At 51.5% G+C, this 22,347-nt stretch carries 20 protein-coding genes; 9 read left to right on the top strand and 11 right to left on the bottom strand.

Annotated elements, in window-relative coordinates; translation table 11 throughout:
* The first annotated feature begins 63 nt into the window (after positions 1 to 63).
* Entirely contained in the window at positions 64 to 756 is a 693-nt protein-coding gene (locus tag Q8O77_RS16105) for an ABC transporter ATP-binding protein (RefSeq protein WP_305555512.1), read from the top strand.
* Positions 750 to 2,006, top strand: coding sequence for an ABC transporter permease (locus Q8O77_RS16100; RefSeq protein ID WP_305555509.1), 1,257 nt, complete (start codon positions 750 to 752; stop codon positions 2,004 to 2,006). The genes Q8O77_RS16105 and Q8O77_RS16100 overlap by 7 nt, the downstream gene beginning before the upstream one ends.
* Here Q8O77_RS16100 and Q8O77_RS16095 read toward each other — a convergent pair.
* Positions 1,996 to 3,366: a sensor histidine kinase gene (locus Q8O77_RS16095; RefSeq protein WP_305555507.1), complete on the bottom strand. Its 1,371-nt coding sequence runs from the start codon at positions 3,364 to 3,366 to the stop codon at positions 1,996 to 1,998. The genes Q8O77_RS16100 and Q8O77_RS16095 overlap by 11 nt on opposite strands.
* A 212-nt stretch (positions 3,367 to 3,578) precedes the next feature.
* Between Q8O77_RS16095 and Q8O77_RS16090 the strand changes: the two genes are divergently transcribed.
* Positions 3,579 to 5,219: a diguanylate cyclase gene (locus Q8O77_RS16090; RefSeq protein WP_305555504.1), complete on the top strand. Its 1,641-nt coding sequence runs from the start codon at positions 3,579 to 3,581 to the stop codon at positions 5,217 to 5,219.
* Here Q8O77_RS16090 and Q8O77_RS16085 read toward each other — a convergent pair.
* A complete protein-coding gene (locus tag Q8O77_RS16085; RefSeq protein WP_305555501.1) occupies positions 5,188 to 6,798 on the bottom strand; it encodes an ATP-binding protein in 1,611 nt (536 codons plus the stop codon). The two genes, Q8O77_RS16090 and Q8O77_RS16085, sit on opposite strands and share 32 nt — an antisense overlap.
* A gap of 134 nt (positions 6,799 to 6,932) precedes the next feature.
* On the opposite strand from Q8O77_RS16085, the gene Q8O77_RS16080 reads away from it, so the two are divergent.
* Positions 6,933 to 7,433, top strand: coding sequence for a DUF1543 domain-containing protein (locus Q8O77_RS16080; RefSeq protein ID WP_305555498.1), 501 nt, complete (start codon positions 6,933 to 6,935; stop codon positions 7,431 to 7,433).
* Here the strand turns inward: Q8O77_RS16080 and Q8O77_RS16075 are convergent.
* The 4 genes from Q8O77_RS16075 to Q8O77_RS16060 form a co-directional block, all read right to left on the bottom strand.
* Positions 7,423 to 8,439 carry a metal-dependent hydrolase gene (locus Q8O77_RS16075; protein ID WP_305555495.1) on the bottom strand — a complete coding sequence of 339 codons (1,017 nt, stop codon included), beginning with the start codon at positions 8,437 to 8,439 and terminating at the stop codon, positions 7,423 to 7,425. The genes Q8O77_RS16080 and Q8O77_RS16075 overlap by 11 nt on opposite strands.
* An 82-nt stretch (positions 8,440 to 8,521) precedes the next feature.
* Positions 8,522 to 8,776, bottom strand: a complete 255-nt coding sequence (locus tag Q8O77_RS16070) for a TIGR03643 family protein (RefSeq protein WP_305555493.1) — start codon at positions 8,774 to 8,776, stop codon at positions 8,522 to 8,524.
* Positions 8,773 to 9,474 (bottom strand): cupin domain-containing protein, encoded by a 702-nt coding sequence (locus Q8O77_RS16065; RefSeq protein ID WP_305555490.1) that lies wholly within the window; start codon positions 9,472 to 9,474, stop codon positions 8,773 to 8,775. Before Q8O77_RS16065 ends, Q8O77_RS16070 begins: the two co-directional genes overlap by 4 nt.
* 13 nt (positions 9,475 to 9,487) lie before the next feature.
* Positions 9,488 to 9,859, bottom strand: coding sequence for a VOC family protein (locus Q8O77_RS16060; protein WP_305555487.1), 372 nt, complete (start codon positions 9,857 to 9,859; stop codon positions 9,488 to 9,490).
* 207 nt (positions 9,860 to 10,066) lie between these two features.
* Between Q8O77_RS16060 and glsB the strand changes: the two genes are divergently transcribed.
* Positions 10,067 to 10,993, top strand: a complete 927-nt coding sequence (gene glsB / locus Q8O77_RS16055) for a glutaminase B (RefSeq protein ID WP_305555484.1) — start codon at positions 10,067 to 10,069, stop codon at positions 10,991 to 10,993.
* Positions 10,994 to 11,015: 22 nt separating this feature from the next.
* Here the strand turns inward: glsB and Q8O77_RS16050 are convergent, their stop codons facing one another.
* Both Q8O77_RS16050 and Q8O77_RS16045 read right to left on the bottom strand, forming a co-directional pair.
* Complete coding sequence (locus Q8O77_RS16050; protein WP_305555481.1) at positions 11,016 to 11,318, bottom strand: hypothetical protein; 303 nt, start codon at positions 11,316 to 11,318, stop codon at positions 11,016 to 11,018.
* 161 nt (positions 11,319 to 11,479) lie between these two features.
* Positions 11,480 to 11,995 carry a malate synthase gene (locus Q8O77_RS16045; protein ID WP_305555478.1) on the bottom strand — a complete coding sequence of 172 codons (516 nt, stop codon included), beginning with the start codon at positions 11,993 to 11,995 and terminating at the stop codon, positions 11,480 to 11,482.
* 322 nt (positions 11,996 to 12,317) lie between these two features.
* On the opposite strand from Q8O77_RS16045, the gene Q8O77_RS16040 reads away from it, so the two are divergent.
* Positions 12,318 to 13,820 (top strand): DUF3612 domain-containing protein, encoded by a 1,503-nt coding sequence (locus tag Q8O77_RS16040; protein WP_305555475.1) that lies wholly within the window; start codon positions 12,318 to 12,320, stop codon positions 13,818 to 13,820.
* 130 nt (positions 13,821 to 13,950) lie between these two features.
* On the opposite strand, the gene Q8O77_RS16035 is transcribed toward Q8O77_RS16040, so the two are convergent.
* The 3 genes from Q8O77_RS16035 to Q8O77_RS16025 are packed head-to-tail and all read right to left on the bottom strand — an operon-like array spanning position 13,951 to position 16,477.
* Positions 13,951 to 14,445 (bottom strand): GDYXXLXY domain-containing protein, encoded by a 495-nt coding sequence (locus Q8O77_RS16035; RefSeq protein WP_305555472.1) that lies wholly within the window; start codon positions 14,443 to 14,445, stop codon positions 13,951 to 13,953.
* Positions 14,442 to 15,506 carry a DUF4401 domain-containing protein gene (locus Q8O77_RS16030; protein WP_305555469.1) on the bottom strand — a complete coding sequence of 355 codons (1,065 nt, stop codon included), beginning with the start codon at positions 15,504 to 15,506 and terminating at the stop codon, positions 14,442 to 14,444. The genes Q8O77_RS16035 and Q8O77_RS16030 overlap by 4 nt, the downstream gene beginning before the upstream one ends.
* Entirely contained in the window at positions 15,503 to 16,477 is a 975-nt protein-coding gene (locus Q8O77_RS16025) for a DUF2157 domain-containing protein (protein ID WP_305555466.1), read from the bottom strand. Before Q8O77_RS16025 ends, Q8O77_RS16030 begins: the two co-directional genes overlap by 4 nt.
* Positions 16,478 to 16,626: 149 nt before the next feature.
* On the opposite strand from Q8O77_RS16025, the gene Q8O77_RS16020 reads away from it, so the two are divergent.
* The 3 genes from Q8O77_RS16020 to Q8O77_RS16010 all read left to right on the top strand — a co-directional run bounded on the left by Q8O77_RS16020 (position 16,627) and on the right by Q8O77_RS16010 (position 22,343).
* Complete coding sequence (locus Q8O77_RS16020; protein ID WP_305555463.1) at positions 16,627 to 18,696, top strand: M13 family metallopeptidase; 2,070 nt, start codon at positions 16,627 to 16,629, stop codon at positions 18,694 to 18,696.
* A gap of 396 nt (positions 18,697 to 19,092) precedes the next feature.
* Positions 19,093 to 21,690, top strand: a complete 2,598-nt coding sequence (gene acnB / locus Q8O77_RS16015) for a bifunctional aconitate hydratase 2/2-methylisocitrate dehydratase (RefSeq protein ID WP_305555460.1) — start codon at positions 19,093 to 19,095, stop codon at positions 21,688 to 21,690.
* Positions 21,691 to 21,953: 263 nt separating this feature from the next.
* Positions 21,954 to 22,343 (top strand): YacL family protein, encoded by a 390-nt coding sequence (locus Q8O77_RS16010; protein ID WP_305555457.1) that lies wholly within the window; start codon positions 21,954 to 21,956, stop codon positions 22,341 to 22,343.
* Positions 22,344 to 22,347: the final 4 nt, after the last annotated feature.

The following is a 22,347-nucleotide window of genomic DNA, read 5'->3' as shown; positions in this document are numbered from 1 at the left end:
GCCTCCCTAAGTTGGCATAATGGCAAAAAACGCCGATATCATAACATGACACTGAGAGCGCCTGTGACTGACAAGCCGAAAATTCCTGCTATTGAGCTCAAACAGTTGCTGTTTTACTACCAAAGCGGTGGTTGGCAGCTGCATCTGCCACAGTTGGTTTTGGCCCGCGGCCAGCATTTATTTGTCCGTGGTGCCTCCGGCAGCGGTAAAACCACCTTATTGAATTTACTTTGCGGTATTACGCGGCCTGCCAGCGGTGAGCTGTATGTTAACGGCAAGCCGCTGCACATTTTAAGCAGCAGTGCCCGCGATACCTTAAGGGCGAAATACATTGGTGTGGTATTTCAACAGCTTAACCTGATCCCGTATTTGTCGGTGCTGGACAATACCCTGCTTAGCAGCCATTTTGCCGGGCAAAGCAAAACCGAGGCGTTAAGCCGTGCTAAAACCTTATTGCAACGCCTCGGGCTGCAACAGGACTTATGGCATAAAGCAGCTAATCAGCTTAGCGTAGGCCAACAACAACGGGTGGCCATTGCCAGGGCATTATTGCCAAAACCGACCTTGTTGATAGCTGATGAGCCTACCTCTGCACTGGACAGCGACAACCGCGATGCTTTTATGCGTGTAATGCTGGCAGAAGCCGATGCTAATGGCTGCACTGTTATTTTTGTCAGCCACGATCAGAGTCTGACACAGTATTTTCATACTCAGCTGGATATGCAGCAGTTAGCCAAAGGAGTACAACCATGCTGATGAAACTGGCGCGGTTAAGTTTATGGAACCGGCGCGGCACAGTGCTGATGACCTGGTTATCGTTGACAATAAGTATTGCCTTGTTGTTGGGTATAGATCATTTACGCACTGAAGCCAAAAACAGCTTTACCAGCACCGTATCCGGTACCGATTTAATCGTTGGCGCCCGTTCCGGTCAGCTTAATTTGTTGCTGTACTCGGTATTTCGCATCGGCAATGCTACCGCCAATATCAGTTGGCCAACCTATCAGCGTATTATTAAACATCCGCAAATAAGCTGGAGTATTCCGATATCGCTGGGCGACTCACATCGGGGTTACCGTGTGATGGGCACCAACGGCGACTATTTTAATCATTACCGCTATGCCAACAGCCAGCCACTGGTTTTGGCGCAGGGCAAGGCATTTGACGGTGTATTTGATACTGTGCTGGGCGCCGAAGTGGCGGTGAAGTTAGGTTATAAGTTGGGTGAGCAAATTGAGTTGTCGCATGGCGTTGGCGCCGTCAGTTTTAGCCAGCACAAAGACAAACCTTTTACCGTGGCCGGCATTTTGGCTCCCACAGGCACGCCGGTTGACCAAACGGTGCATGTCAGCCTGGAAGCAATAGAAGCTATTCACCTGGACTGGCAGCAGGGTGCCCCCATGCCGGGCAGGCAACTGAGCAGCGACCAGGTATTGGCGATGGATTTAACGCCGAAATCCATTACTGCTTTTATGGTGGGGTTAAAATCGCGCATGGCCACCTTTACGTTGCAGCGGCAAATCAATGAGTATAAAAACGAACCGCTGTCGGCTATTTTGCCCGGCGTGGCGTTGGCCGAGCTGTGGCAAATGCTAAGCATGGTAGAGAACCTGTTGTTACTGATCAGTCTGTTGGTTTTGCTGGCGGCGCTGGTGGGGATGATCACCACCTTACTGGCATCGATGAAAGAGCGGCAACGTGAAATGGCCATTTTACGCGCCACCGGGGCACACCCGTGGTATTTGTTTGTGCTTATTCAGCTTGAGGTATTACTGGTAACCTTGTTGTCTATGTTATCGGCTGCCGCTTTGCTGCTGCTGAGTTTATATCTGCTGCAAGATACGCTGGCAGCAGACTTTGGCCTGTTTATCAGCCTCAACATTGTTAAACTGACTACCCTGTATTGGGCCGCTGGCATTTTGCTGTTATCGGCACTGTTAGCAACGCTGCCCGGCATATTGGCCTATCGCAAAGCGTTGGCGGATGGTTTAACGGTCAGGCTGTAGCGTCGATAGTCAGCGGGCAGGTTAAGCTAACGACACAGCCTGTGTCGGTATTGCGCAGGCTGACTTCACCTTGCAGTAAATGTGACACCAGATTAAACACCAGTGTCAGCCCCAGGCCTTTGGCGCCGCGGTTACGCTGGGTGGTAAAAAATGGCTCGAAAGCCCTGTTCAGCTCATCAGCTGTCATGCCTCTGCCGTTATCTGCCACCTCCAGCTGCCAGCTGTAGGCATTTTTGCTGGCACGGATCACAATTTGGCGTGCGCTTTGCGCAGCAAACGCATGCTGGCAGGCATTTTCAATTAACCGTGTCAGGATGGTTGCCAACGGGCTGGCAAAACTTTGAACAGTCAATGTTGGTGGCAGCTGCAGTTGTACTTCAATCTGATGTTGTTTCAGCAACGACTCTACGCTGGACAATACCTTAGGCACAAAGCGGCTGAGCTGCAGCGACTCCGGCTGCTGGTCGGCGCCACCGGCTGCCGTCTGCTTAAAGCTGTTAACCAAATCAACAGCACGTTGTAAGTTGGTATTTACCATGGCGATACTGCTTTTAATCGCCGCGCCGCTTTGGCTGAATTGCTGCCGGGTAAGCTGGCCGGCCTGAAACAGCTTTTCCAGGGCTGACAAAGTGGTTTCGGCATGGCTGTTAGCGGTAACCGCTACCCCCAATGGTGTATTGATTTCATGCGCAATACCGGCCACCAGCCGGCCTAAGCTGGCCATCTTTTCTACTTCAATTAAGCGTCGCTGGGTATGTTGCAACTGTTCCAGCGATTGTGTCAGCTCCTGAGTACGCTGGCTGATAATCTGTTCAAGACCACTATTGAGCTGTTCCAGTTCACACTGATACCGCATCCGCTCAGAGGCACTGAGCGCCCGGCCATAGATGTCGGCAAGAAAGCCGGCAAACACAATTTCGTCCGTTTGCCAATGTTTGGCTTGGCGGTGCTCAATACAAATAATACCTACCATCACACCATGATGCCGGATAGGCGTGTCCAGCATAGAGCATATTTGTAGTGGTGTGAGGTAAGGCGCTGAAAATTCGCTTGTTTGTGGATGGGTGTGGGCGTCTTGCGCAACGATATTACGTTCCAGGTCCAAGGCAGAGAAATAATTCGGAAAATCTTGCCGTGATAAGGTGATATCCGGCTCAGTGTGATGGGTATCGCAGTCCAGTAAGTAAGCACAATGCATTTGCTGTTTGTCAGACGACATTAACCAAACGCTGGCACGATCGGTGCCAAGCCCGCTGGTAATACCCTGTAAAATAAGCCGGTTACTGGCACTAAGGTCACCCTTATCAATATCCGGATTCAGGCTGATCTGTGACAAAATATGTTGTAGTTCAATATGCATAAGGGCAAACAACGCTCCGTATTAGCTCAGATTCAGTACAAATAACCCCGGCTGCGTAACTGCAATGTATAGCATCTTTAAAGCTTATGCGCTAAATTTAACGCAGTTTAATCATTCACTTGTTGTAATAAATTGCAGATCTGCGCCATGCCCCGAATTCAGGAAACGCGTCGGCAGCGGATAAACAAAGTACAAAAACTAATGGCTCTGATATGAAGGCATCGACCACGGACCTGCAACAACAGCTTGAAACACTGCGGCTGGCATATGTTGAACGACTGCAACAGGATTTACCGGCGTTACTGCAACAGGCACAGGCATTGCCCGACACACCATCAGAGCTATGGCAGCAGCAAGCGACGCAGCTTATGGCGGCTTTACATACCCTGGCGGGCTCTGCCGGCACCTTCGGTTTGACGCAACTGGGCGAAAGTGCAAAACAGCTGGAACAGCAGGTTAAACACTGGTTGCATGCCGGTATCCAACCCGATGTTGCGGCGTACCGCGACGTTATAACCGGCATAACTTTGCTGAGCCGTTTGAGTGAAACCGGCGCAGAGAGCCCGGTGTTTACTGTTGACGCCGGCCGCCAGCCGGCTACAACCAGCATTTATTTGTGTTGCGCCGATAGCGCGCTGAAAGAGCAGATCAGCATTATGCTGGATATTTTCGGTTATGCTAATCGCCAGTTTACCGGCTTTGCTGCGCTGCGCGAGGCGGTGGCGGCGCAACGACCGGCAGTTGTGATTGCGGATGCCGACCAACCGGGGGCCGTGGCTGAATTACAATTAATCCAAAACGAGCAAAAAACAGCGTTGCCGCTGCTGTTAGTCAGCAATAAAACAGACTTTAACAGTTACCTTGATGCGGTGCGCATTGGCGCGGTGGGGTACTACAGCCGGCCGTTAAATACCACTGAGCTGGAAGCCGGGGTGCGCAAGCAATTATCCGGCGCTGAACGCGAACCTTTTCGGGTGATGCTGGTTGATGACGACCAGATGTTGGCGCAACACTATGCGCTGGTGTTGCAGCAGGGCGGGTTGATGGTAGAGATTTTGCCGCAGCCGGCGCATATTTTTGATGCACTAAACCGTTTTCATCCGGATGTGATCTTGCTGGACGTCAATATGCCGTTTTGCAGTGGCCCGGAGTTAGCACAACTGGTACGTTTGCAGCAAAGTTGGCTCGGTGTACCGATTATTTATCTGTCATCTGAAACCGACAGCGAGCAGCAGCTGGCGGCTTTAATCAAAGCCGGCGATGACTTTATCACCAAACCTATTTCTGACACGGCCCTGTTGGTGGCGGTATTTGCCAGAGCGCAGCGCGCACGACAGTTGGCAGAAATTATGACGCGGGACAGCCTTACCGGTTTACTGCAACACGCGCATATTAAAGAGCGGCTTGCGTTGGAAATGCTGCGCTCGGAGCGCAGCGGTCAGCCTGTTAGTGTGGTGATGCTGGATATTGATCATTTTAAAAAAGTAAACGATAACTATGGCCACCTGGTAGGCGACCAGGTTATAGCCAACTTAGCTAATTTGCTGAAACAACAGTTGCGTAAAACTGACCTGGTAGGGCGCTATGGCGGTGAGGAGTTTTTGCTGGTGTTACCGGAGTGTACCTTACAGCGGGCGTTTGAAGTAATTGAACAAATACGCGAGTTATTCGCCGGTTTGCCCTTCAGTAGCAACGAGCAACGTTTTTTTTGCACCTTTAGTGCCGGTATCAGTGCAGTAGCAGGCATTACTGCAGCTGATGTGGTGATAGAAAAGGCCGATCAAGCCTTATACAAGGCTAAAACCAGCGGCCGCAACCGGGTTATTCTGGCACAACCGCCAGCGGCTGGTTAGCCAACGGCAGCCGGATATAAAAGCGGCAACCGTCTTCCAGGTTTTGGTAACCTATTTCGCCTCTCATGGCCTGCATCAGCTCTTTGCATATTGCCAGCCCCAACCCGGTGCCGCCTTTTGAGCGTGAATCGGCGGCATCTGCCTGGGAAAACTTTTGAAATATTTTACTTTTAAAACCATCTGCAATGCCCGGACCCTGGTCCTGCACTGCAATTTCCACCTGCTGGTTGTGCAGACTAACACTGATCAGCACACGGGAGTTAGCCGGCGAGAACTTGGCAGCATTAGATAATAAATTGGTTAAAACCTGCTCCAGCCGGCGCTCATCTGCCTGCAGCCAGAGATCCGGCCCGGGTTGCAATTCCAGTTTACACAGGTGCTTGCCGGCATAAGGCTGGTTTTGCTGCAGGCTTTTTTCCAGCAGAGTATGTGCATGTAGTGTGCTGGTAGTAAGTTGTATTTTGCCGGCCATCAGCTTTTCAATATCAAGTAAATCGTTGATCAGATGGGTGAGTCGTTCGCAGTTGTCGTTGGCAATTTGCAGCATTTGGTTGGCGGCGTCCGGTAATTTGCCGGCCACACCACCCAGTACCAGGCCGAGTGAGCCGCTGATGGAGGTCAGCGGCGTGCGTAGTTCGTGGCTTACGGTAGAGACAAACTGGTTTTTCAATTGCTCTACGGTTTTTTGCTCTGTAATGTCCCAGATAAAGCCATCCAGATATTGCAACTGGCCATCCGCTGTAAAAATACCCCGCCCCAATTCCTGCAGCCATTTTACCTCGCCCTGGCGGGTGGTAATGCGGTACTGCACATCATAGCCTTGTTGCTTTGCCAGTGCTTGCTGCACTGTGTGGTATAGCCTTGGAATATCGTCTTCAAAGGTGAGTTGGGTAAAACTTACGGCGCGATTGGCAATAAAGTCGTCAGCGGTGAAGCCGGTCAGAGTTTCGACTTCATCACTGATAAACAACATATTCCAATCAGTATCGTTTTGGCAGCGATATACAATACCCGGCAGGTTTTCCAGCATAGAGCGGTAACGTTGTTCGCTTTGCTGCAGTAAGGCGCTTTTATGTTGATTATCCAGCGCCAGCTTACGTGCTTCCAGCAGCTTGGTAGCCTGACGCGCCAGCAGTTGCAAGGCGGTGAGCTGTGCCGGTGCCAGGGTTTTGCATACGGTATCAACTACACACAGGGTGCCAAGGGCTAAGCCCTTATCCAGCACCAACGGCACGCCGGCATAAAAGCGTATTCCGCCCGGGGCCAGTACATTAGGATTATCGGCAAAACGTCGGTCTTTGCTGGCATCGGCTACCTGCAGGATTTGCTCAGGCTGTAAAATGGCATGAGCGCAAAAAGAGACATCACGGCTTGTTTGCACGTCGTCCATGCCTTGTTTAGATTTAAACCACTGACGGTCTTTATCTACCAGTGAGATAACAGAAATGGGAACGCCGCAAATCATGCCGGCCAGCTGTGTTAAGGCATCAAAGGCATCTTCTTGCGCGGTGTCGAGAATGTTTAATTGATACAAGCTATCTAATCGTTGCTGTTCGTTATGCGGCAGAGCAGCTTTCATCGTGATATTTCCGTCCGGCTAAAGTTGTATCAATGTTGTTTTATTCAGTTAGCTTAGCAGCTTAACGCAACTGCTGCTGGTGACAAAGTTAAGCCATGGTTATACTGCGCGTTTTGCCCAAGGATGAAAAAACGATGCAATTATTTTTAGTTTATCTCGGCGGTATTGCGCCGGGTGCCAATATAGAGTTACACGATGTGCGCTTTGTGGCGGCTGAGCGCATTGAGGATACTTATACGCAGTTGTGTCAACAATGGTTTGGTAGCGTAAAAGGCCTGCATATCGACAGCTACATGCAGGTAAAACATATAGACGGTTACAGTGTCAGTGTGCAGCGCGAGCCGCAAAAGCTTGATGTTAAGTTATATTTTGTCAATTTCGGTGGTTATCACACGGATAAAATAGCTGAGCAGCATGATTTTATGTTGTGCGTGGCAGGCTCAGCCGCTGAGGCTAAGGCCAAAGCAAAGCAGCTGTTGTTACCCGGTGCCGGCAGCCCGCACAAAGATAATTTGCTGGAGCTGGATGACTGCTTCGCAGTAGAGCAATTGCAGGGTTTGTACATTCACCTTACTCCGTCCGGCCAAAGCCAACCGATGCAACCAGACTGGTATGGTTACAACATCATTGGTTAAGCGCTGAAGTAGCATAAGGCGATGGCAACGCTGTGCCCAGCATGCGTTGCCACAACCACGGCAAAGCCCGGGCAGTGTCCTGTCGCATCGGTAGCTGAGTCACTGCAGTAGGGTTTAACGGGTCCAGCACAAACTGAAAAGCGTAACTGCCTTCCTGGCCCATGCGCAGGTCTGTCAGCAGTAGTTTGTCGCCTTGTTGTGCCAGGGTGTAAAAGCCACGGCTGAACCATTGCAGTTGCTGCACCGGCTTAAGCGCGGCGTACTGCTGTTTCAGCCTGTTATCCTGGTGTACCAGCGTAAAACTGATCTGCTCTGTATCATCGAGCAATGAATAAAAGCCCTCGGCATAGCCCTGCTCTGTCATCAGCACTATGCGCCACAGCAGGGTGTTCAGCGGGGCCGGTGTTACCAGCATTTGTTGATAACCGGGCAATTGTTGTTGTGCATTTCTGGCCGCAATAGTACTGACATGCTGCTGCGCTGCAACACTCCACAGCAGATAAACGGATGATAATACCAGGCCGGCTATATTTGCCTTGTATCCTCTGGTTAAGCCGGAGAATAAAAACCAACTAACACCGATAAGCAGCGGCAAGGTGTACAGCGGGTCGATAATAAAAATGCTGCCCACCGCAAAGGGGGTGTTGGTAAAGGGTAAACCAAATTGGGTGCCGTACACCGTCATGGCATCAATGCCGGTATGGGTCAGTAAAATAAGCCAGGTCGCCAATAACCAGCGCCGGTAATATTGCTGCTGTTTGCAGCACAGCGCCGCCAGCCAGGCCAGCAGTGGCGACAGCAGTGTTTGATAAAACAGGGCATGGCTTTCAGTGCGGTGCAATACCATATTACTGACCACATCACCGTAATCAATAATCACATCTAAATCGGGTAAAGTGCCAAGCACTGCGCCCGTAAGCGCTACCTTTAGCTTGCTGCCGGGCAGTTTGCCCAGCGCGACCACGGCAACTGCCGCTCCCAGCGTAAGTTGTGTTAACGAATCCATATACGTCTTAGTAACCTTACAAAGAACAATAAAATGAGGTAAGTAAACTTAGCCACCTTTGCTTATACAACAGTGTTACCGGCTAACGCTTGTATTGTGTAGGGCAGTATGCACGGCTTACATCAGGGCTGCGTAGTTTCAGATGCTTTGTTTTGCGGCCACTGACACGCGCACGCCACAACCTGAACGATGAGCTCTTAAGTTCACGGCGCATTAATGTAATTAAGTCAGGCTCTGTTACACCGTAAAGGTATTGTATAGCCTCAAAAGGGGTTCTGTCTTCCCACGCCATTTCAATAATGCGTGACAGCTGTTCAGCGCTGAAATGCCGGCTCATGTTGTAGCTACCGCTTCAATAAACTGATTACCCAATAAGCCTGCCCCTATATGCCCGACTTTAACGTAAATTAATGCGCCTTGTTCAAGGGTAAACGGAGTGTGCGTGCTGTAGCGCGGGTTGCGCAACCAGCTTTTGGCAGCATAACGGCCGTGCTCATCACAAAACAGACCTTCAAGTACCAGTATTTCTTCACCGCCAACGTGAATGTGGCGGTTAAATAATGTATCGGGCGCCCAGCGGACCAGTGCAGTACTAACACCGTTGTGCTCGTGCAGCGGCAACACTGATAGTCCCGGCACCAACCCCGGCTGCCACTGAGACTTACCCGTATTAATAACCAATTGCTGATTATCATCAGCGGCAAATTGCCATAGCTTTACCAATAGGGTGCAACCATCGCGGGAAAAAGGTTGATGCGAGCTACCGGGCGGATTACGCAAATAAGTACCGGCCGGATAGTCGCCGTGTTCATCACTGAATACGCCATCGAGCACCAGTATTTCTTCCCCTCCATCGTGGGTGTGGCGGCTGTAACCACTACCCGGGGCATAACGCACTATGCTGGTGGCACGCGCCACTTCTGCACCGGCGCGGTCAAGCATCATCCGGCTTACGCCCTGCAGCGGTGAGCTGACAAACTGATACTGCTCAGGCAGTATCAGTACGCGCTGGTTAAGATCGCTGTTTAGCTGCATCAGATACTACGCCTTAACCAAAGTGACAAAAACACAGTTTGTTGCCATCGGTATCTTTAACGTAGGCACCGTAAAACATGTTTTCTACCCGCTGGCCAGGTGCGCCGTCGCAAGTAGCCCCCAGTGCTATGGCTTTGTGATACAGCGCATCGACTTTTTCTTTTGAACCCGGTTGAAACGACACCATATTGCCGTTACCCGGATTAGCCGGTTGCAGGTTAAAAGGCACACATACTGCCAGCATTGGTTGCGCCATACTTTTGCCAAAAAACGCAATGCGGCCCATATCCAGCAGCGCTTTGCTATTTAGCTCTGCAAGTAAATTGCCATAAAATACTTTAGCGGCGGTTAAATCACTGACACCCAGGGTAACGTAACTGATCATGGCTAAGGCTCCGGTAAATTGGCAGATTAATATTATGCGCACAGGTTACGGCGGATAACGGGATTTGGTGCAGTTAAACAGAAAAAATAGCGTGGCTGCAACTTATGTCCGTGGCAAGTTAAGAAGTATGTTTACTGCGCTACTGCATTGCGGGCCGCTATGGCATACTGCCGGGCCACAGGAACAGCGCAGATAAGGCCATTGCCGATGAAAAACTCCTCCGATTTGAATGCCTTGCTACAGCAGTTATTGGCACAATGCCAGCCGCTGTATAGCCAGGGCAAAGTGGCCGATTATATTCCGGCGCTGGCGCAGGTTGCACCACAACAAGCCGCGGTGGCAGTGGCGACGCTGGATGGTAAAATTCACAGTGCCGGGGCGGCACAGCAAAGCTTTTCACTGCAAAGTATTTCAAAAATTTTTGGTCTGGTAATGGCGATGAACCGGCTGGGTGATGAGCTGTGGCAGCGGGTCAATATGGAGCCGTCCGGCCAGCCGTTTAATTCTATCGTGCAGTTGGAATGGGAGCAGGGCATACCGCGCAACCCGGTAATTAATGCCGGTGCTATTTTGGTCGCCGATGTGTTGGTAAGCCACTATTCGGCCAGTAAAACCGCATTTTTAACTTTTTTGCGCCGCTTAACCGGAGTTGAGGCCATTTACGCCGATCAGCAGGTGTATTTGTCAGAGTTGGAGCACGGTAACCGCAATGCCGCGCTGGCGTATCTGATGAAAAGCTTTGGCAATATTGAAGCTGAAGTACCCCAGGTGCTGGAGCACTACTTTCATCAATGCGCTACCGCTATTAACTGCGAGCAGTTAGCGCGCTCGTTGCTGTTTTTGGCCAATCGCGGCGTACAGCCGCACAACAATGAGCAAATTTGCAGCCGGCGTGATGCGCACCGCGTTAACGCTATTTTATCTACCAGTGGCATGTATGATCAGTCCGGCGAGTTTGCTTTTAAAGTGGGCTTGCCGGCGAAAAGCGGTGTTGGCGGTGCCATAGTGGCGATAGTGCCGCAATTTGGTGTCATAACGGCATGGAGCCCGCCGCTAAACCGCTTTGGTAACTCCGTGGTGGCAATGCAGTTGATCAGTTTGTTAGCAGACGAGTTGGGGTTGTCGTTGTTTTAACGGCGCCACTGTAGTTGGCTACTTAGTAGCCCTCGGCGCCTTCTTCGTAACAAATGCGCAGGCCGTTCTCCATAGCGCAGCGTACTTTAGGCTGGGGTTTAGCCGGGAAAATGGCGTCTTTAATCAGCTTGGCAATGGCAATGTCGGCTTCAAGGCCTTCGCTGGCAAAAGAGGGTTCCACTTTTGATGGTACGTGAGTGCCGGGTGGAACTATCGGGTCAATGGTTCTGTTATCCACTTTATTATCAACAATGATACCCAACACAGTACAGCCATTTAATGCCAGCAGCGCGCAGAACATGAGCATAGTGGTTAAATGTTTCATCTCGCCTCAAGGCTAAGCCGTAAGTTAAAAAAAGCTGTGAAAATAAAGTAAAGATGTTACACAAAGCTGGTGTTATGTTAAAGCGCTATTTGCGTGCCGGAACGCAGAATAACCGGGCAATGCAAGTTGCCCGGTATCATGGTGGTTAAGTTGCGCTGACGCTATGCCAGTGAATATGGCAAGCCGTCTTTGCAGGTAAACTGCTTATTGCCTTTGTGGGCGCAACTTACCTGGCGGCCGGTTACCATGCTAAACCAAACGCAATCCGGCTCTGAGGTTTGCAGCTGAATATCGTCAATACTGGCTTTATCCTGACAACCGTTAATGCCGCTGCGGTTTAAAATCAGCTCGACGTGGCGGCCATTATTGTTCAGCACAATAGAGCAGGGGGCTTCGCGATGGCCGCTTAAGGCAACAAACTGCGGCGGGGTTTGCAAACCGCTGGTGCTGCCGTCGGCAAAAAACGCCAGCAGCTGCTGGTAGTACACCACATAGCTGCATACGTCTTTATGCGAGCCTTGCTGCAGCGGAAAGGTTTTATCTAAAAAGCCTTTTGAGTAATCCATTACCTGTTTGACATGGCGCTGGTTCAGCTCGTTAATCACGCTAAGCTCGGTCGCCATCCAGGCGGTATGGCTCTGTGATGGAGTGCTGTGTTGTTGGGCCAATGTAGTCATGATGTCATCCTCGTCTCTTGTAATCAGGTGCAGTGTTTAGCTTTAATAACCGATGCTCAGATGCTGCCATGCCCGGTGCCGCGGAGTTTCGGGCTATCCGGCCCTCAACCTGGCGGACCTGCTGCGCAGGCCACATTCGTTCCGGACGAATGTGTTGTCCGCCTTCGCCAATGCGAAAAGGATCGGCACCTTTGCTGTCAGCATCTGAGCATCTGCCAATCTGACGTTGAATGTCAGACCAGTTGCTATCGGTTAAAAACTAGTCTAGGCTAAAAATCAGCATAATTTCACAATAAAAATTTTACAGTGTGAATTTTACAAAATGAAAGCAAATAAAAGCCTGCTCAGAAAGTCGCATTTTCTCGGAACCAAGATCAGAAACCTGAGAAAGCGCAATAACTTAACCATGGAAGATTTATCCACCCGCTGTATCCGCGTCGATCCGGAGCAGGCGCCGTCGGTGTCTTATCTGTCCATGATTGAACGCGGTAAACGGGTGCCCGGTGTGGAAATGCTGCAGGTTATTGCTGAAGTATTTCAAAAAGACATCGACTGGTTTCTCGATGGTGAAGACGACGGCCAGGATTTAACGCCACAAAAAGGCAGCCGTGGCGGTATCAGCGGTATGGCGCTGGAGCCGGGTTTTTTGTTTTCCAATGATATTTTGCAAATTGCCATTCCGGAAATGCTGTCGCAAACCGGTACCAGTGGCAAGCAGTTTGCCCAGTTGCTTATTCGCGCGCATCAGGAGCACCATCAAAACCACTTCCCTGAGCTGGAACGTGCGGCCGAAGACGTTGGCCAAAAACGTATGCCGCTGAGTGTGGAAGAGTTGCTGGCGATCGTAAAACAGCTTGGGCTGCAGATCAGCTGGTTTACCGAAGCCCCGAAAGAGCTGCTGGATGAATTGGGGGTATTGTCAAAAAACGTCTCCACGTCGTTTTTCAGTCCGCCCAATACCCTGCATTTAAACAGCTTGCTGCAGCAGTTTCCTACACGGTTAAAATACGAGCTGGCGGTGCATATCGGCCATGCCGTGCTGCACAATAAAGACGGTGTAAAAAGCAGCATGACAGTGGGCGGTGCGCATGATGATGAGCTGTCCAGCTCTACCGCCGTGCAGCCGCAGGATATTTTGCACGCCTGGCGTGATTTTGAATCGAGCTTTTTTGCCGGCGCGCTTTTATGCCCCAAATTACCGTTTCGCCAGTTGCTGGACCGCCATGGTTATGAGATCAGCACGCATCAGCAAGCCGGGGTGTCGGCATCGGTGGCAATGCGCCGCATGACGGCAGTATCGCCCTACACGCACTGGCATTATTTTGATGCCTATACACCGGGTAAACTTAAAGCGGTGTATCGCGGCAACGGAATACCGCTGCCTTGGGGTAATATGCGTCAGGTTGAAGATCCGTGTCAGCATTGGGCGGTGTTTCGGATGTTTGACGTAGAAGGCGTAGCCAGCAGTGCGCAGCTGTCGTTGCTGGATGTAAACGGCGCGCCGCGTATTTACTGCTGCGAGTCTACCAAAGTAAGCGATTTGGCCGGCAATACCCATGTATTGTGCGCCGGTATCGATTTAAACCCGGCGTTGCTGGCGCAGGGTGTCGATGCCGATAGCATGGCCGGTGAATTAAAGCAGTTGTGTGTTGGCAGCAGCGGTGGTGCCAGGGTGCCGAAAACTATTCAAACCGCGCTGACCAGTGTGGCGAATATTCTGAATATTAACTGGGTGGCACGCAGCTTACAAAAGCCGGTGCAACTGATTTGCGCCCGCGGTAACAGTTGCCCGCGTAGCCCCGGCTGTTATCAGTGTCAAGATTAAACAGTTTGAGGGGCGTCGAACCGGTTTACCCACACCAACACGCCGTAAATACGTCCCTGTAGGCTCGATTCGGCCGTCCTGGCCTGCAACGGTTGGCTTAGGGCAATCCGGTTCTCGCCTGGTGCAGGTTTCAGCGGCTATTCTCCCCTAATAACTGCAAATTTTCATCCAGTAAACTTACCAGCAATGCTTTGCCGCCGGCATCTACCCGGAACTGACCATACGGTGCCTGTTCATATAGCGCGCCTGTGCCCTCAGCAAAAAAGAACGCATTGGGGCCAACACTGAATATACCGTCGCGCCGGCGCAGCAATACGGCAACCAACTGCGGCTGTTGCGGCAAACTGTTACTCAGGCTGTGCAAGCTGGCCAGTTGCCGGGCATCTACACTTAGCCAGGCGTATTTATACTGCGCGGCATCTTCCGGTAATTCGCGGTCAATGGCATAGGCCAGCGCCATATAATCTCCCTGCATAATCGAGCGGGGGTCCAGCGGTGCCAGCGCGATATTAACCACGCGGCCGGTTTTCAGCGTGTGCTCAAACTGCGCAATTGCTGCGCCTGCCGTGGCCAGAACAAGTAATACGGCGGCGGCAATGGCCAGCCTGTGCCGCGTTAATATCATGCTAACCTCCGCTGGTAACGTTGCAGTAATAACCAGGCTGCCAGTACCAGCAGGCCCGATAATGCCAGCAGGCCGGATTTGTGCAGCAAATTAAGCTCAAGGCTGTAATAGAACTGGCTGATGGCAAACAGCATGCTCAGTAAAGCCAGCGCGCACCAGCGCCGGCTGCAGCCGTAAAAACACGCCAGCATTAAGGCGCAGCTAACCAATAAACCCGACGCCGGGTACAGTAAAATACACAGCAGCGTGGTTACGGTCAGTAGTGCCAGCCGGCTGGGCACTGTTGCCAGCCGGCTGAGCCAAAATACGGTAGCAATTAACAGTACACTGCCAAGTGCACTGCATAAAGCGCGGGCCAGCATCAGCTTGTTGTCCAGCCAGTGGCTGCTGTCAATAAACAGCAGGCACTGGCCAAATAAACTCAGGCCAAACCCGGCCAGGGTGGCAACTTCCAGCAGGCTTTTTATCCGGCCGGCAAAGGCCAGGCCGCTCCACTGCGGCCGGCTGCACCACAACACAACCGCCAGCGCCGCCAGCACTGAGCTGATAACGGCTATTGCCGGCGCAGAGTCAATTAACGACAACAGACACAGCAAGGCAATGCTTAAGCTGGCCCGCTGGTGCAGCCGGTTAAGCGGGCTTAACAGCAGTAGCGCGCTGATAAGGGCGCAGGCATAGCGCGGTACGTCGATAGAATGCGCAAACAGTTCATAGCTGCTGTACACCAGCAAGCCCTGGCCTGCTAATGCTACAGCGACCGACATATGCTGCAAAAACTCTTGCGGCCGCAACGCCAACCAGATAGCGCCGGCTAATAACAGCAAGCCGGTAACTAAGTACACTACGTTGCTGCCTGTCAGCGCCAGTAGCGGGCCGACAAAGGCGCTGATAATAAATATCGATGCTATCCAGGCGGCGATGCCCTGCATAATTTGCAGCCACCAGGGGCTTGCCGGATTAAGCAACTGCGCTGCGGCGGCCTGGTCAACAATACCGGCTTGCTGCAATTGTGTGGCGAGTTCAGCGGTGAGCTGTGTGGTGAGTTCGGCGTTTGGCTTCATACGGTGGTCTCTACAGGGGCTTGCAGCAGCTTTTTCAGCCAGATCACCGCGCCGGTGCTGCTGCCGATAACAAACAGTGCCAACAAATTCATCGCAACAAACTCATCAGCATTTTCCAGCACGCTTGCCAGCATTGAGGTTGCCACGCTAATGGCACTGAATGTCAGTAAGGCTAACAACAGCACATCGCGGCGCCGGCGCCAATACCACAGCATCAGCGCGGCTGTCAGCAGCAGATAAGCCAGCAAGTTGGGCCGGTAGTCGCTGTCCCATGTGCCGATAGCTGCGCCGTAAGTTAACGGCGCTATTAACAGCAGCGCTGCCAGCCAAACCAGCGCCTGGTTGGCTTTAACCCGAAGCCGGGGCAGGGCAAATTCGGCAAATACCAATAGCAACAGGTTCGCCAATGCCAGATTCAGTATCATAGGTGGGCTTGCCGGCAGCCAGAAAAAATCAGACTGAGTATGCAGATAACGGCTCAGCGCCAGCTCCAGCAGCAAAAACCACAGTAGATAGCAGGCACGACTGCCGGACAGCAGCACCAGCGGCGTTATCAATGCCGCCCAGCCGGCAAATAGCTGCCAGATATCGGCACCGGTTTGGTAAGTTTGGCCGATCAGTGCCAATAAGGCGCCCGTCGTTATCGCCGTTGCCAGCAAGGCTGCACGTTGTAGCAGGCTGTGCGCCTTGCTGAAAAAGGCTACGGCACCGGCTGTCAGCACAGCAGCGCCTGCCAGCGCAAATTTGGCAAAATAATGCATTAACGGCCAGTTATGGGCGAGAAAGAAAATCAGCGCACTGCTTAACAGGACTACACTGCTAAACAGTAACACGCGGTTGGCCAGTAGCAGCCAGAGTTCGGTTGCCGGCTGCAGCGCATAACGGCCGGCGGCCTGTTGCAGCTGGTTAGTGTTGAGTTGCTGTTGCTCTGTCCACTGCAACAGTTGATCGGCGCGGCGCAGTTGATCCATATTTGGTCTGGCTTGTTTGTATTAAGTGAATAGCATCATAGCGATTTTATAACTTGTTACAACTTCGCGCCGCCGGCGGTTTGGCATCCAGGCAGCAACAGAGTAGTATAAAGCGGCTGTATTTTATGTAACCCAACAGGATAACAACAATGAAAAAACTTACCTTAGCCGCCGCCTCAGTGGCGCTGGCACTTGGCCTTACGGCGTGTAACAAACAGGATGCCACTCAAACCCAAACTGCGGCAGTTGCTGAAGTGAAAGCCCCGTTAGTATCGGGCATCGACCAGCAATACTTTGACCCGGCGGTAAAATTCAGTGAAGACTTCTTCCTCGCAGTAAACGGCAAGTGGTTAGCTGAAACGCCGATCCCGGCCGATAAAGCCTCTTACGGCTCGTTCCACATTCTGAACGACAATTCACAGCAGGCAGTTAAGGCCATTATTGATGAAGTGTCGGCCCGTACCGATTTAAAAACCGGCTCTGATGAGCAAAAGCTGGGCAGCTTTTTCAACAGCTTTATGGATGAAGCCACTATTGAAAAACTGGGCATCAGTCCGCTGGCACCACAACTGGATGCCATTAAAGCCGTTACTGACAAAGCGCAACTGGCGTCGTTATTTGCCAGCTTGCAGCGCGATGGCGTAGCCATTCCGTTTGGCTGGTATGTTAATAACGATGCGAAGAACTCTTCTGAGTACGCCGTGTATCTGAACCAGGGTGGTTTAGGTTTACCGGATCGCGATTATTACTTTAAAGATGATGAAGCCTCATTAAAGCTGATTGCCGATTACAAAGCCTATTTAGCCGATATGTTTAGCCTGGCCGGTCACACCGATGCTGCTGCAGCGGCTGAGCGCGTTTATGCACTGGAAAAAGCGCTGGCCGAACATCACTGGACGCGGGTAGAGAGCCGCAACGCCGATAAAACCTATAACAAAATTGCCGCTACAGAGCTCGATAGCCAAATGGGTAGCTTTGATTGGGCTGCCTTTGCTAACGGTGCCAAACTTGCCGGCGTAACTGACATTATTGTGCGTCAACCAAGCTACTTCGACGGTTTTGCTAAGGTGCTGGACAGCACAGACTTACAAAGCTGGCAGGATTATTTAAGCATCAAAACCATTAACAGCTATGCCGATAAACTCAGCAGCAACTTTGCCGAGCGGCGTTTTGCTTTTTACGGCACCACCTTGAGCGGCATTGAACAGCAGCAACCGCGTTGGAAACGGGCGGTTGATGCCTCAGACCAGGTATTAGGTGAGTTGACCGGTAAGCTGTACGTTGAGCGCCACTTTAAACCGGAAGCCAAAGCGCGGATGGAACAGCTGGTAGCTAACCTGATTAAAGCCTACGAAATCTCGATTAAAGAGCTGGAGTGGATGACAGAGGAAACCAAGGTTGCGGCGCTGGAAAAACTCAGCACCTTCACACCGAAAATCGGTTACCCGGATAAATGGAAAGATTACTCTGCCCTGGAAATTAAAGCCGACGATTTAGTCGGTAACTTTGTCCGCGCCAGCCATTGGGGCTACGACGACATGATCAATAAGCTGGGTCAGCCAATCGACAAGAGCGAGTGGTTTATGACGCCACAAACGGTGAATGCTTACTACAACCCGGTAAATAACGAGATTGTGTTTCCGGCGGCTATTCTGCAACCACCATTCTTTAATATGGCAGCAGATGATGCGGTAAACTACGGCGGTATCGGTGGTGTTATTGGCCACGAAATCGGCCATGGTTTTGATGATCAGGGCGCTAAGTACGACGGTAATGGTAACCTGCGCAACTGGTGGACCGAGCAGGACAAAATGCAGTTCCAGGCGCGTGGCGCCAAGTTAATTGGCCAGTACAATAAGTTTGAACCTTTGCCTGGCCTGAGCATTAACGGTGCGCTGGCGCTGGGTGAAAACATCGGTGACTTAGGCGGTATGACGGTAGCTCTGAAAGCCTATCAACTGTCGTTGGAAGGCAAAGAAGCGCCGGTACTGGATGGTTTTAGCGGTCAGCAACGTTTCTTTTTAAGCTGGGCGCAGGTATGGCGTTCACAGTACCGCGAAGAGGCGTTAAAGCGCCAGTTAAGCACGGGGCCACACTCACCGGCGCATTATCGTGTTATCGGTGTACTGCCAAATATTCCGGAGTTTTACACGGCTTTTGATATTAAAGAAGGCGATGCGATGTATATTGCACCAGAGCAGCGCGTTAAGATCTGGTAATCGCTGGATAACAAAAATCTGCTACACTGCACAGGCTGAGTAGGTGACTACTCAGCCTTTTTTATATCTATAATAGTTAACAGAGTTTAGCCCGCCGGTTGCAATTCCCGCTCCGGCTCGCCACAGCAACTCGCCCTACTGCCTGCGGCAGGGCTCAGACACTCTGTGGCGCCCGGCTCGGGATTCCAACCTCTGTCATAGCTAGCGAGGTCAGACCACTATAACGAAGAGTATATAACATCCGGTTTCATATTCACCGTATTTATACCCACTATAAGTAGGGTGGTTAACGGCCCGATGTCAATCTGGCCCGAATTTTCATATAATTACGCCCATTCATTCTAAGAATGACGCCGCAGTAGCAAGACTGCCGGCAACGACCAAGAGGATCATACTGTGCTACAACAATATCGCGAACATGTGGCCGAGCGCGCTGCGCAAGGTATCCCGCCAAAACCGCTCAATGCTGAGCAGGTAGCCGCCTTAGTTGAACTGTTAAAGAACCCGCCAAAAGGTGAAGAAGACACCTTAGTTGATTTATTAGTAAACCGCGTACCACCGGGCGTAGACGAAGCGGCTTATGTTAAAGCCGGCTTTTTAGCCGCTCTGGCTAATGGCGAAGCGTCAAGCAGCCTGATCAGTGCCGAATACGCTACTGAGTTATTAGGCACCATGATGGGCGGCTACAATATTCAGCCGTTAATCAGCCTGCTGGACAACGACAAGCTGGCGCCTATTGCTGCCAAAGCGCTGTCGCACACCTTGCTGATTTTCGATGCTTTCCATGATGTCACCGAAAAAGCCGATGCCGGTAATGTGCATGCCAAGCAAGTAGTACAAAGCTGGGCCGATGCCGAGTGGTTTGAAGCCAAACCAGCCTTAGCGGAAAAAATTACTGTTACCGTATTTAAAGTGTCGGGTGAAACCAACACTGATGATTTATCACCGGCACCGGATGCCTGGTCACGGCCGGATATTCCACTGCATGCCTTAGCCATGCTGAAAAATGCCCGTGAAGGCATTAACCCGGATCAGCCGGGCACTGTTGGCCCAATCAAACAGTTAGACGAGCTGAACAAAAAAGGCTTCCCGCTGGCTTATGTTGGCGATGTAGTGGGTACCGGTTCGTCACGTAAATCCGCCACTAACTCTGTGCTGTGGTTTATGGGTGACGACATTCCATACGTGCCGAACAAGCGCGGCGGTGGTTTTGTGCTGGGTGGCAAAATTGCACCTATCTTCTTTAACACTATGGAAGACTCAGGTGCGCTGCCAATTGAAGTTGATGTTTCCAAGCTGGAAATGGGTGATGTGATCGACATTCTGCCGTTCGAAGGCAAAGTGGTTCGTCACGGTAGTGGTGAAGTGCTGGCTGAATTTAGCCTGGCAACCGACGTGTTAATTGACGAAGTACGTGCCGGTGGCCGTATTCCGCTGATTATCGGCCGTGGCTTAACTGACCGTGCGCGTGAATTCTTAGGCCATGGCCCGTCGGACAAATTCCGCCGGCCACAAGCTAAAGTGGACTCAGGTAAAGGCTTTACGCTGGCGCAGAAAATGGTCGGTAAAGCTTGCGGCGTGAAAGGCGTACGCCCCGGCACATACTGTGAGCCAAAAATGACCACAGTGGGCTCGCAAGATACCACCGGCCCGATGACGCGCGACGAGTTAAAAGACTTAGCCTGTTTGGGTTTTTCGGCCGATTTAACCATGCAGTCGTTCTGTCACACTGCCGCTTATCCGAAGCCGGTTGATGTTGATACGCACCACACGCTGCCGGACTTTATTATGAATCGCGGCGGTGTATCACTGCGTCCGGGCGATGGTATTATCCACAGCTGGTTAAACCGTATGTTACTGCCTGATACCGTAGGTACCGGTGGTGACTCGCACACCCGTTTCCCGATTGGTATTTCGTTCCCGGCCGGTTCTGGCCTGGTAGCGTTCGCAGCTGCAACCGGTGTAATGCCACTGGATATGCCGGAATCAGTACTGGTACGCTTTAAAGGCGAAATGCAGCCGGGTATTACCCTGCGCGACTTAGTACATGCTATTCCGTACGTAGCCATCCAAAAAGGCTTGTTAACCGTTGATAAGAAAGGCAAGAAGAACATCTTCTCCGGCCGTATTCTGGAAATCGAAGGTTTACCAAATTTAACAGTAGAACAAGCGTTTGAGTTATCTGATGCGTCTGCAGAGCGCTCTGCTGCCGGTTGCAGTATCAAGCTGTCAGATGCCTCTATTGCTGAATACTTAGAATCAAACATTGTTATGCTGAAGTGGATGATTGCTGAAGGCTACGGCGATGTGCGCACTATCGAGCGTCGTATTAACGCAATGCAGGCCTGGCTGAAAGATCCACAGCTGATGTCTGCCGATGCCGATGCTGAGTACAGCGAAATTATCGAGATTGACCTTGCTGACATTAAAGAGCCGGTGCTGTGTGCACCAAACGATCCGGACGATGCGCGTTTACTGTCTGACGTAGCCGGCGACAAAATCGACGAAGTGTTTATCGGTTCTTGTATGACCAACATCGGCCACTTCCGCGCCGCCGGTAAGCTGCTGGATAAATACAAAGGCCAGCTGCCAACCCGTCTGTGGATTGCACCGCCAACCAAGATGGACCAGGCGCAGTTGACCGAAGAAGGTTACTACAGCATTTTCGGTAAAGTAGGTGCCCGCACTGAAATGCCGGGTTGTTCACTGTGTATGGGTAACCAGGCACGGGTAGCGGAGAACTCAACAGTAGTATCTACCTCTACGCGTAACTTCCCGAACCGTTTAGGTCAGGGCGCAAACGTGTACTTAGCTTCAGCCGAGCTGGCAGCAGTTGCTTCTATTATCGGTAAACTGCCAACAGTAGCCGAGTATATGGAATACGCGAAGCAAATCGATGCTACTGCGGCCGATACTTATCGTTACCTGAACTTCCACCGCATGGAGCAGTACACCAAAAAAGCGGATAACGTGATTATCCAGCAAGCGGTGTAACTAGCCCTGTAATGCTAAAGGCCTGCCACTGCAGGCCTTTTTTCTGCTCGCTAATATACGGCGAGCGGCTACAATTTTAGCAGCGACCGGCTGAAAGATTATTTGCGCGGGCGGAATTGCAACGCCCACCGGGCTCGCCACAGTAACTCGCGCCCGCTGCGCGTTCGCTCAGACACCCTGTGTCGCCCCATTGGGGATGCAAACCCGCCATGGAGAAGCTGCGCAAATAACCATCAGCCATTTCCTTTGTACGGACGAGATGTATGGAATACGACTTTATTTACGATCGCAATACCTTGCAGTTCAGCATCAGGCTGGCGGCAGAGCATGAGGTGTTGGGCCGTTTTTTGCTGGACGAATTTGGCCAGCAAGCTGAGGCCTATACGCCGCTGTTGCAGCAATTAAACGCGCTTAAACCGCGCCAGAGTATGCAATATCAGGGCAGGGAGTTTTTGCTGGAGGTAGAAAACGGCGAGGTGACATTAAGCCACAACACACTGTTCTATACCGGCACAGAGCAGTTGCCGCAGCGACAACAAGATAAATTGGCGGATGACGATTTACAGCTGGACGAGCATGGCATGCAAACGCAATGCGGTCTGGAAGATTTACTGAAACTGCTGCGCGAATGGCAGCAGTTTCTGGCAGATTAACGCA

The organism is Rheinheimera sp. (assembly GCF_030690345.1).
Lineage (GTDB): Bacteria > Pseudomonadota > Gammaproteobacteria > Enterobacterales > Alteromonadaceae > Alishewanella.
Note: the sequence above shows the minus strand (reverse complement) of the source record. Positions and strands in the feature narration are given on the sequence as shown.

Bases quoted from the DNA above. Each gene is read 5' to 3' on its own strand.
- Q8O77_RS16100 (WP_305555509.1), top strand. From the start codon at position 750: ATGCTGATGAAACTGGCGCGGTTAAGTTTATGGAACCGGCGCGGCACA.
- Q8O77_RS16095 (WP_305555507.1), bottom strand. From the start codon at position 3,366: ATGCATATTGAACTACAACATATTTTGTCACAGATCAGCCTGAATCCG.
- Q8O77_RS16090 (WP_305555504.1), top strand. From the start codon at position 3,579: ATGAAGGCATCGACCACGGACCTGCAACAACAGCTTGAAACACTGCGG.
- Q8O77_RS16085 (WP_305555501.1), bottom strand. From the start codon at position 6,798: ATGAAAGCTGCTCTGCCGCATAACGAACAGCAACGATTAGATAGCTTG.
- Q8O77_RS16080 (WP_305555498.1), top strand. From the start codon at position 6,933: ATGCAATTATTTTTAGTTTATCTCGGCGGTATTGCGCCGGGTGCCAAT.
- Q8O77_RS16075 (WP_305555495.1), bottom strand. From the start codon at position 8,439: ATGGATTCGTTAACACAACTTACGCTGGGAGCGGCAGTTGCCGTGGTC.
- Q8O77_RS16070 (WP_305555493.1), bottom strand. From the start codon at position 8,776: ATGAGCCGGCATTTCAGCGCTGAACAGCTGTCACGCATTATTGAAATG.
- Q8O77_RS16065 (WP_305555490.1), bottom strand. From the start codon at position 9,474: ATGCAGCTAAACAGCGATCTTAACCAGCGCGTACTGATACTGCCTGAG.
- Q8O77_RS16060 (WP_305555487.1), bottom strand. From the start codon at position 9,859: ATGATCAGTTACGTTACCCTGGGTGTCAGTGATTTAACCGCCGCTAAA.
- glsB (WP_305555484.1), top strand. From the start codon at position 10,067: ATGAAAAACTCCTCCGATTTGAATGCCTTGCTACAGCAGTTATTGGCA.
- Q8O77_RS16050 (WP_305555481.1), bottom strand. From the start codon at position 11,318: ATGAAACATTTAACCACTATGCTCATGTTCTGCGCGCTGCTGGCATTA.
- Q8O77_RS16045 (WP_305555478.1), bottom strand. From the start codon at position 11,995: ATGACTACATTGGCCCAACAACACAGCACTCCATCACAGAGCCATACC.
- Q8O77_RS16040 (WP_305555475.1), top strand. From the start codon at position 12,318: ATGAAAGCAAATAAAAGCCTGCTCAGAAAGTCGCATTTTCTCGGAACC.
- Q8O77_RS16035 (WP_305555472.1), bottom strand. From the start codon at position 14,445: ATGATATTAACGCGGCACAGGCTGGCCATTGCCGCCGCCGTATTACTT.
- Q8O77_RS16030 (WP_305555469.1), bottom strand. From the start codon at position 15,506: ATGAAGCCAAACGCCGAACTCACCACACAGCTCACCGCTGAACTCGCC.
- Q8O77_RS16025 (WP_305555466.1), bottom strand. From the start codon at position 16,477: ATGGATCAACTGCGCCGCGCCGATCAACTGTTGCAGTGGACAGAGCAA.
- Q8O77_RS16020 (WP_305555463.1), top strand. From the start codon at position 16,627: ATGAAAAAACTTACCTTAGCCGCCGCCTCAGTGGCGCTGGCACTTGGC.
- Q8O77_RS16010 (WP_305555457.1), top strand. From the start codon at position 21,954: ATGGAATACGACTTTATTTACGATCGCAATACCTTGCAGTTCAGCATC.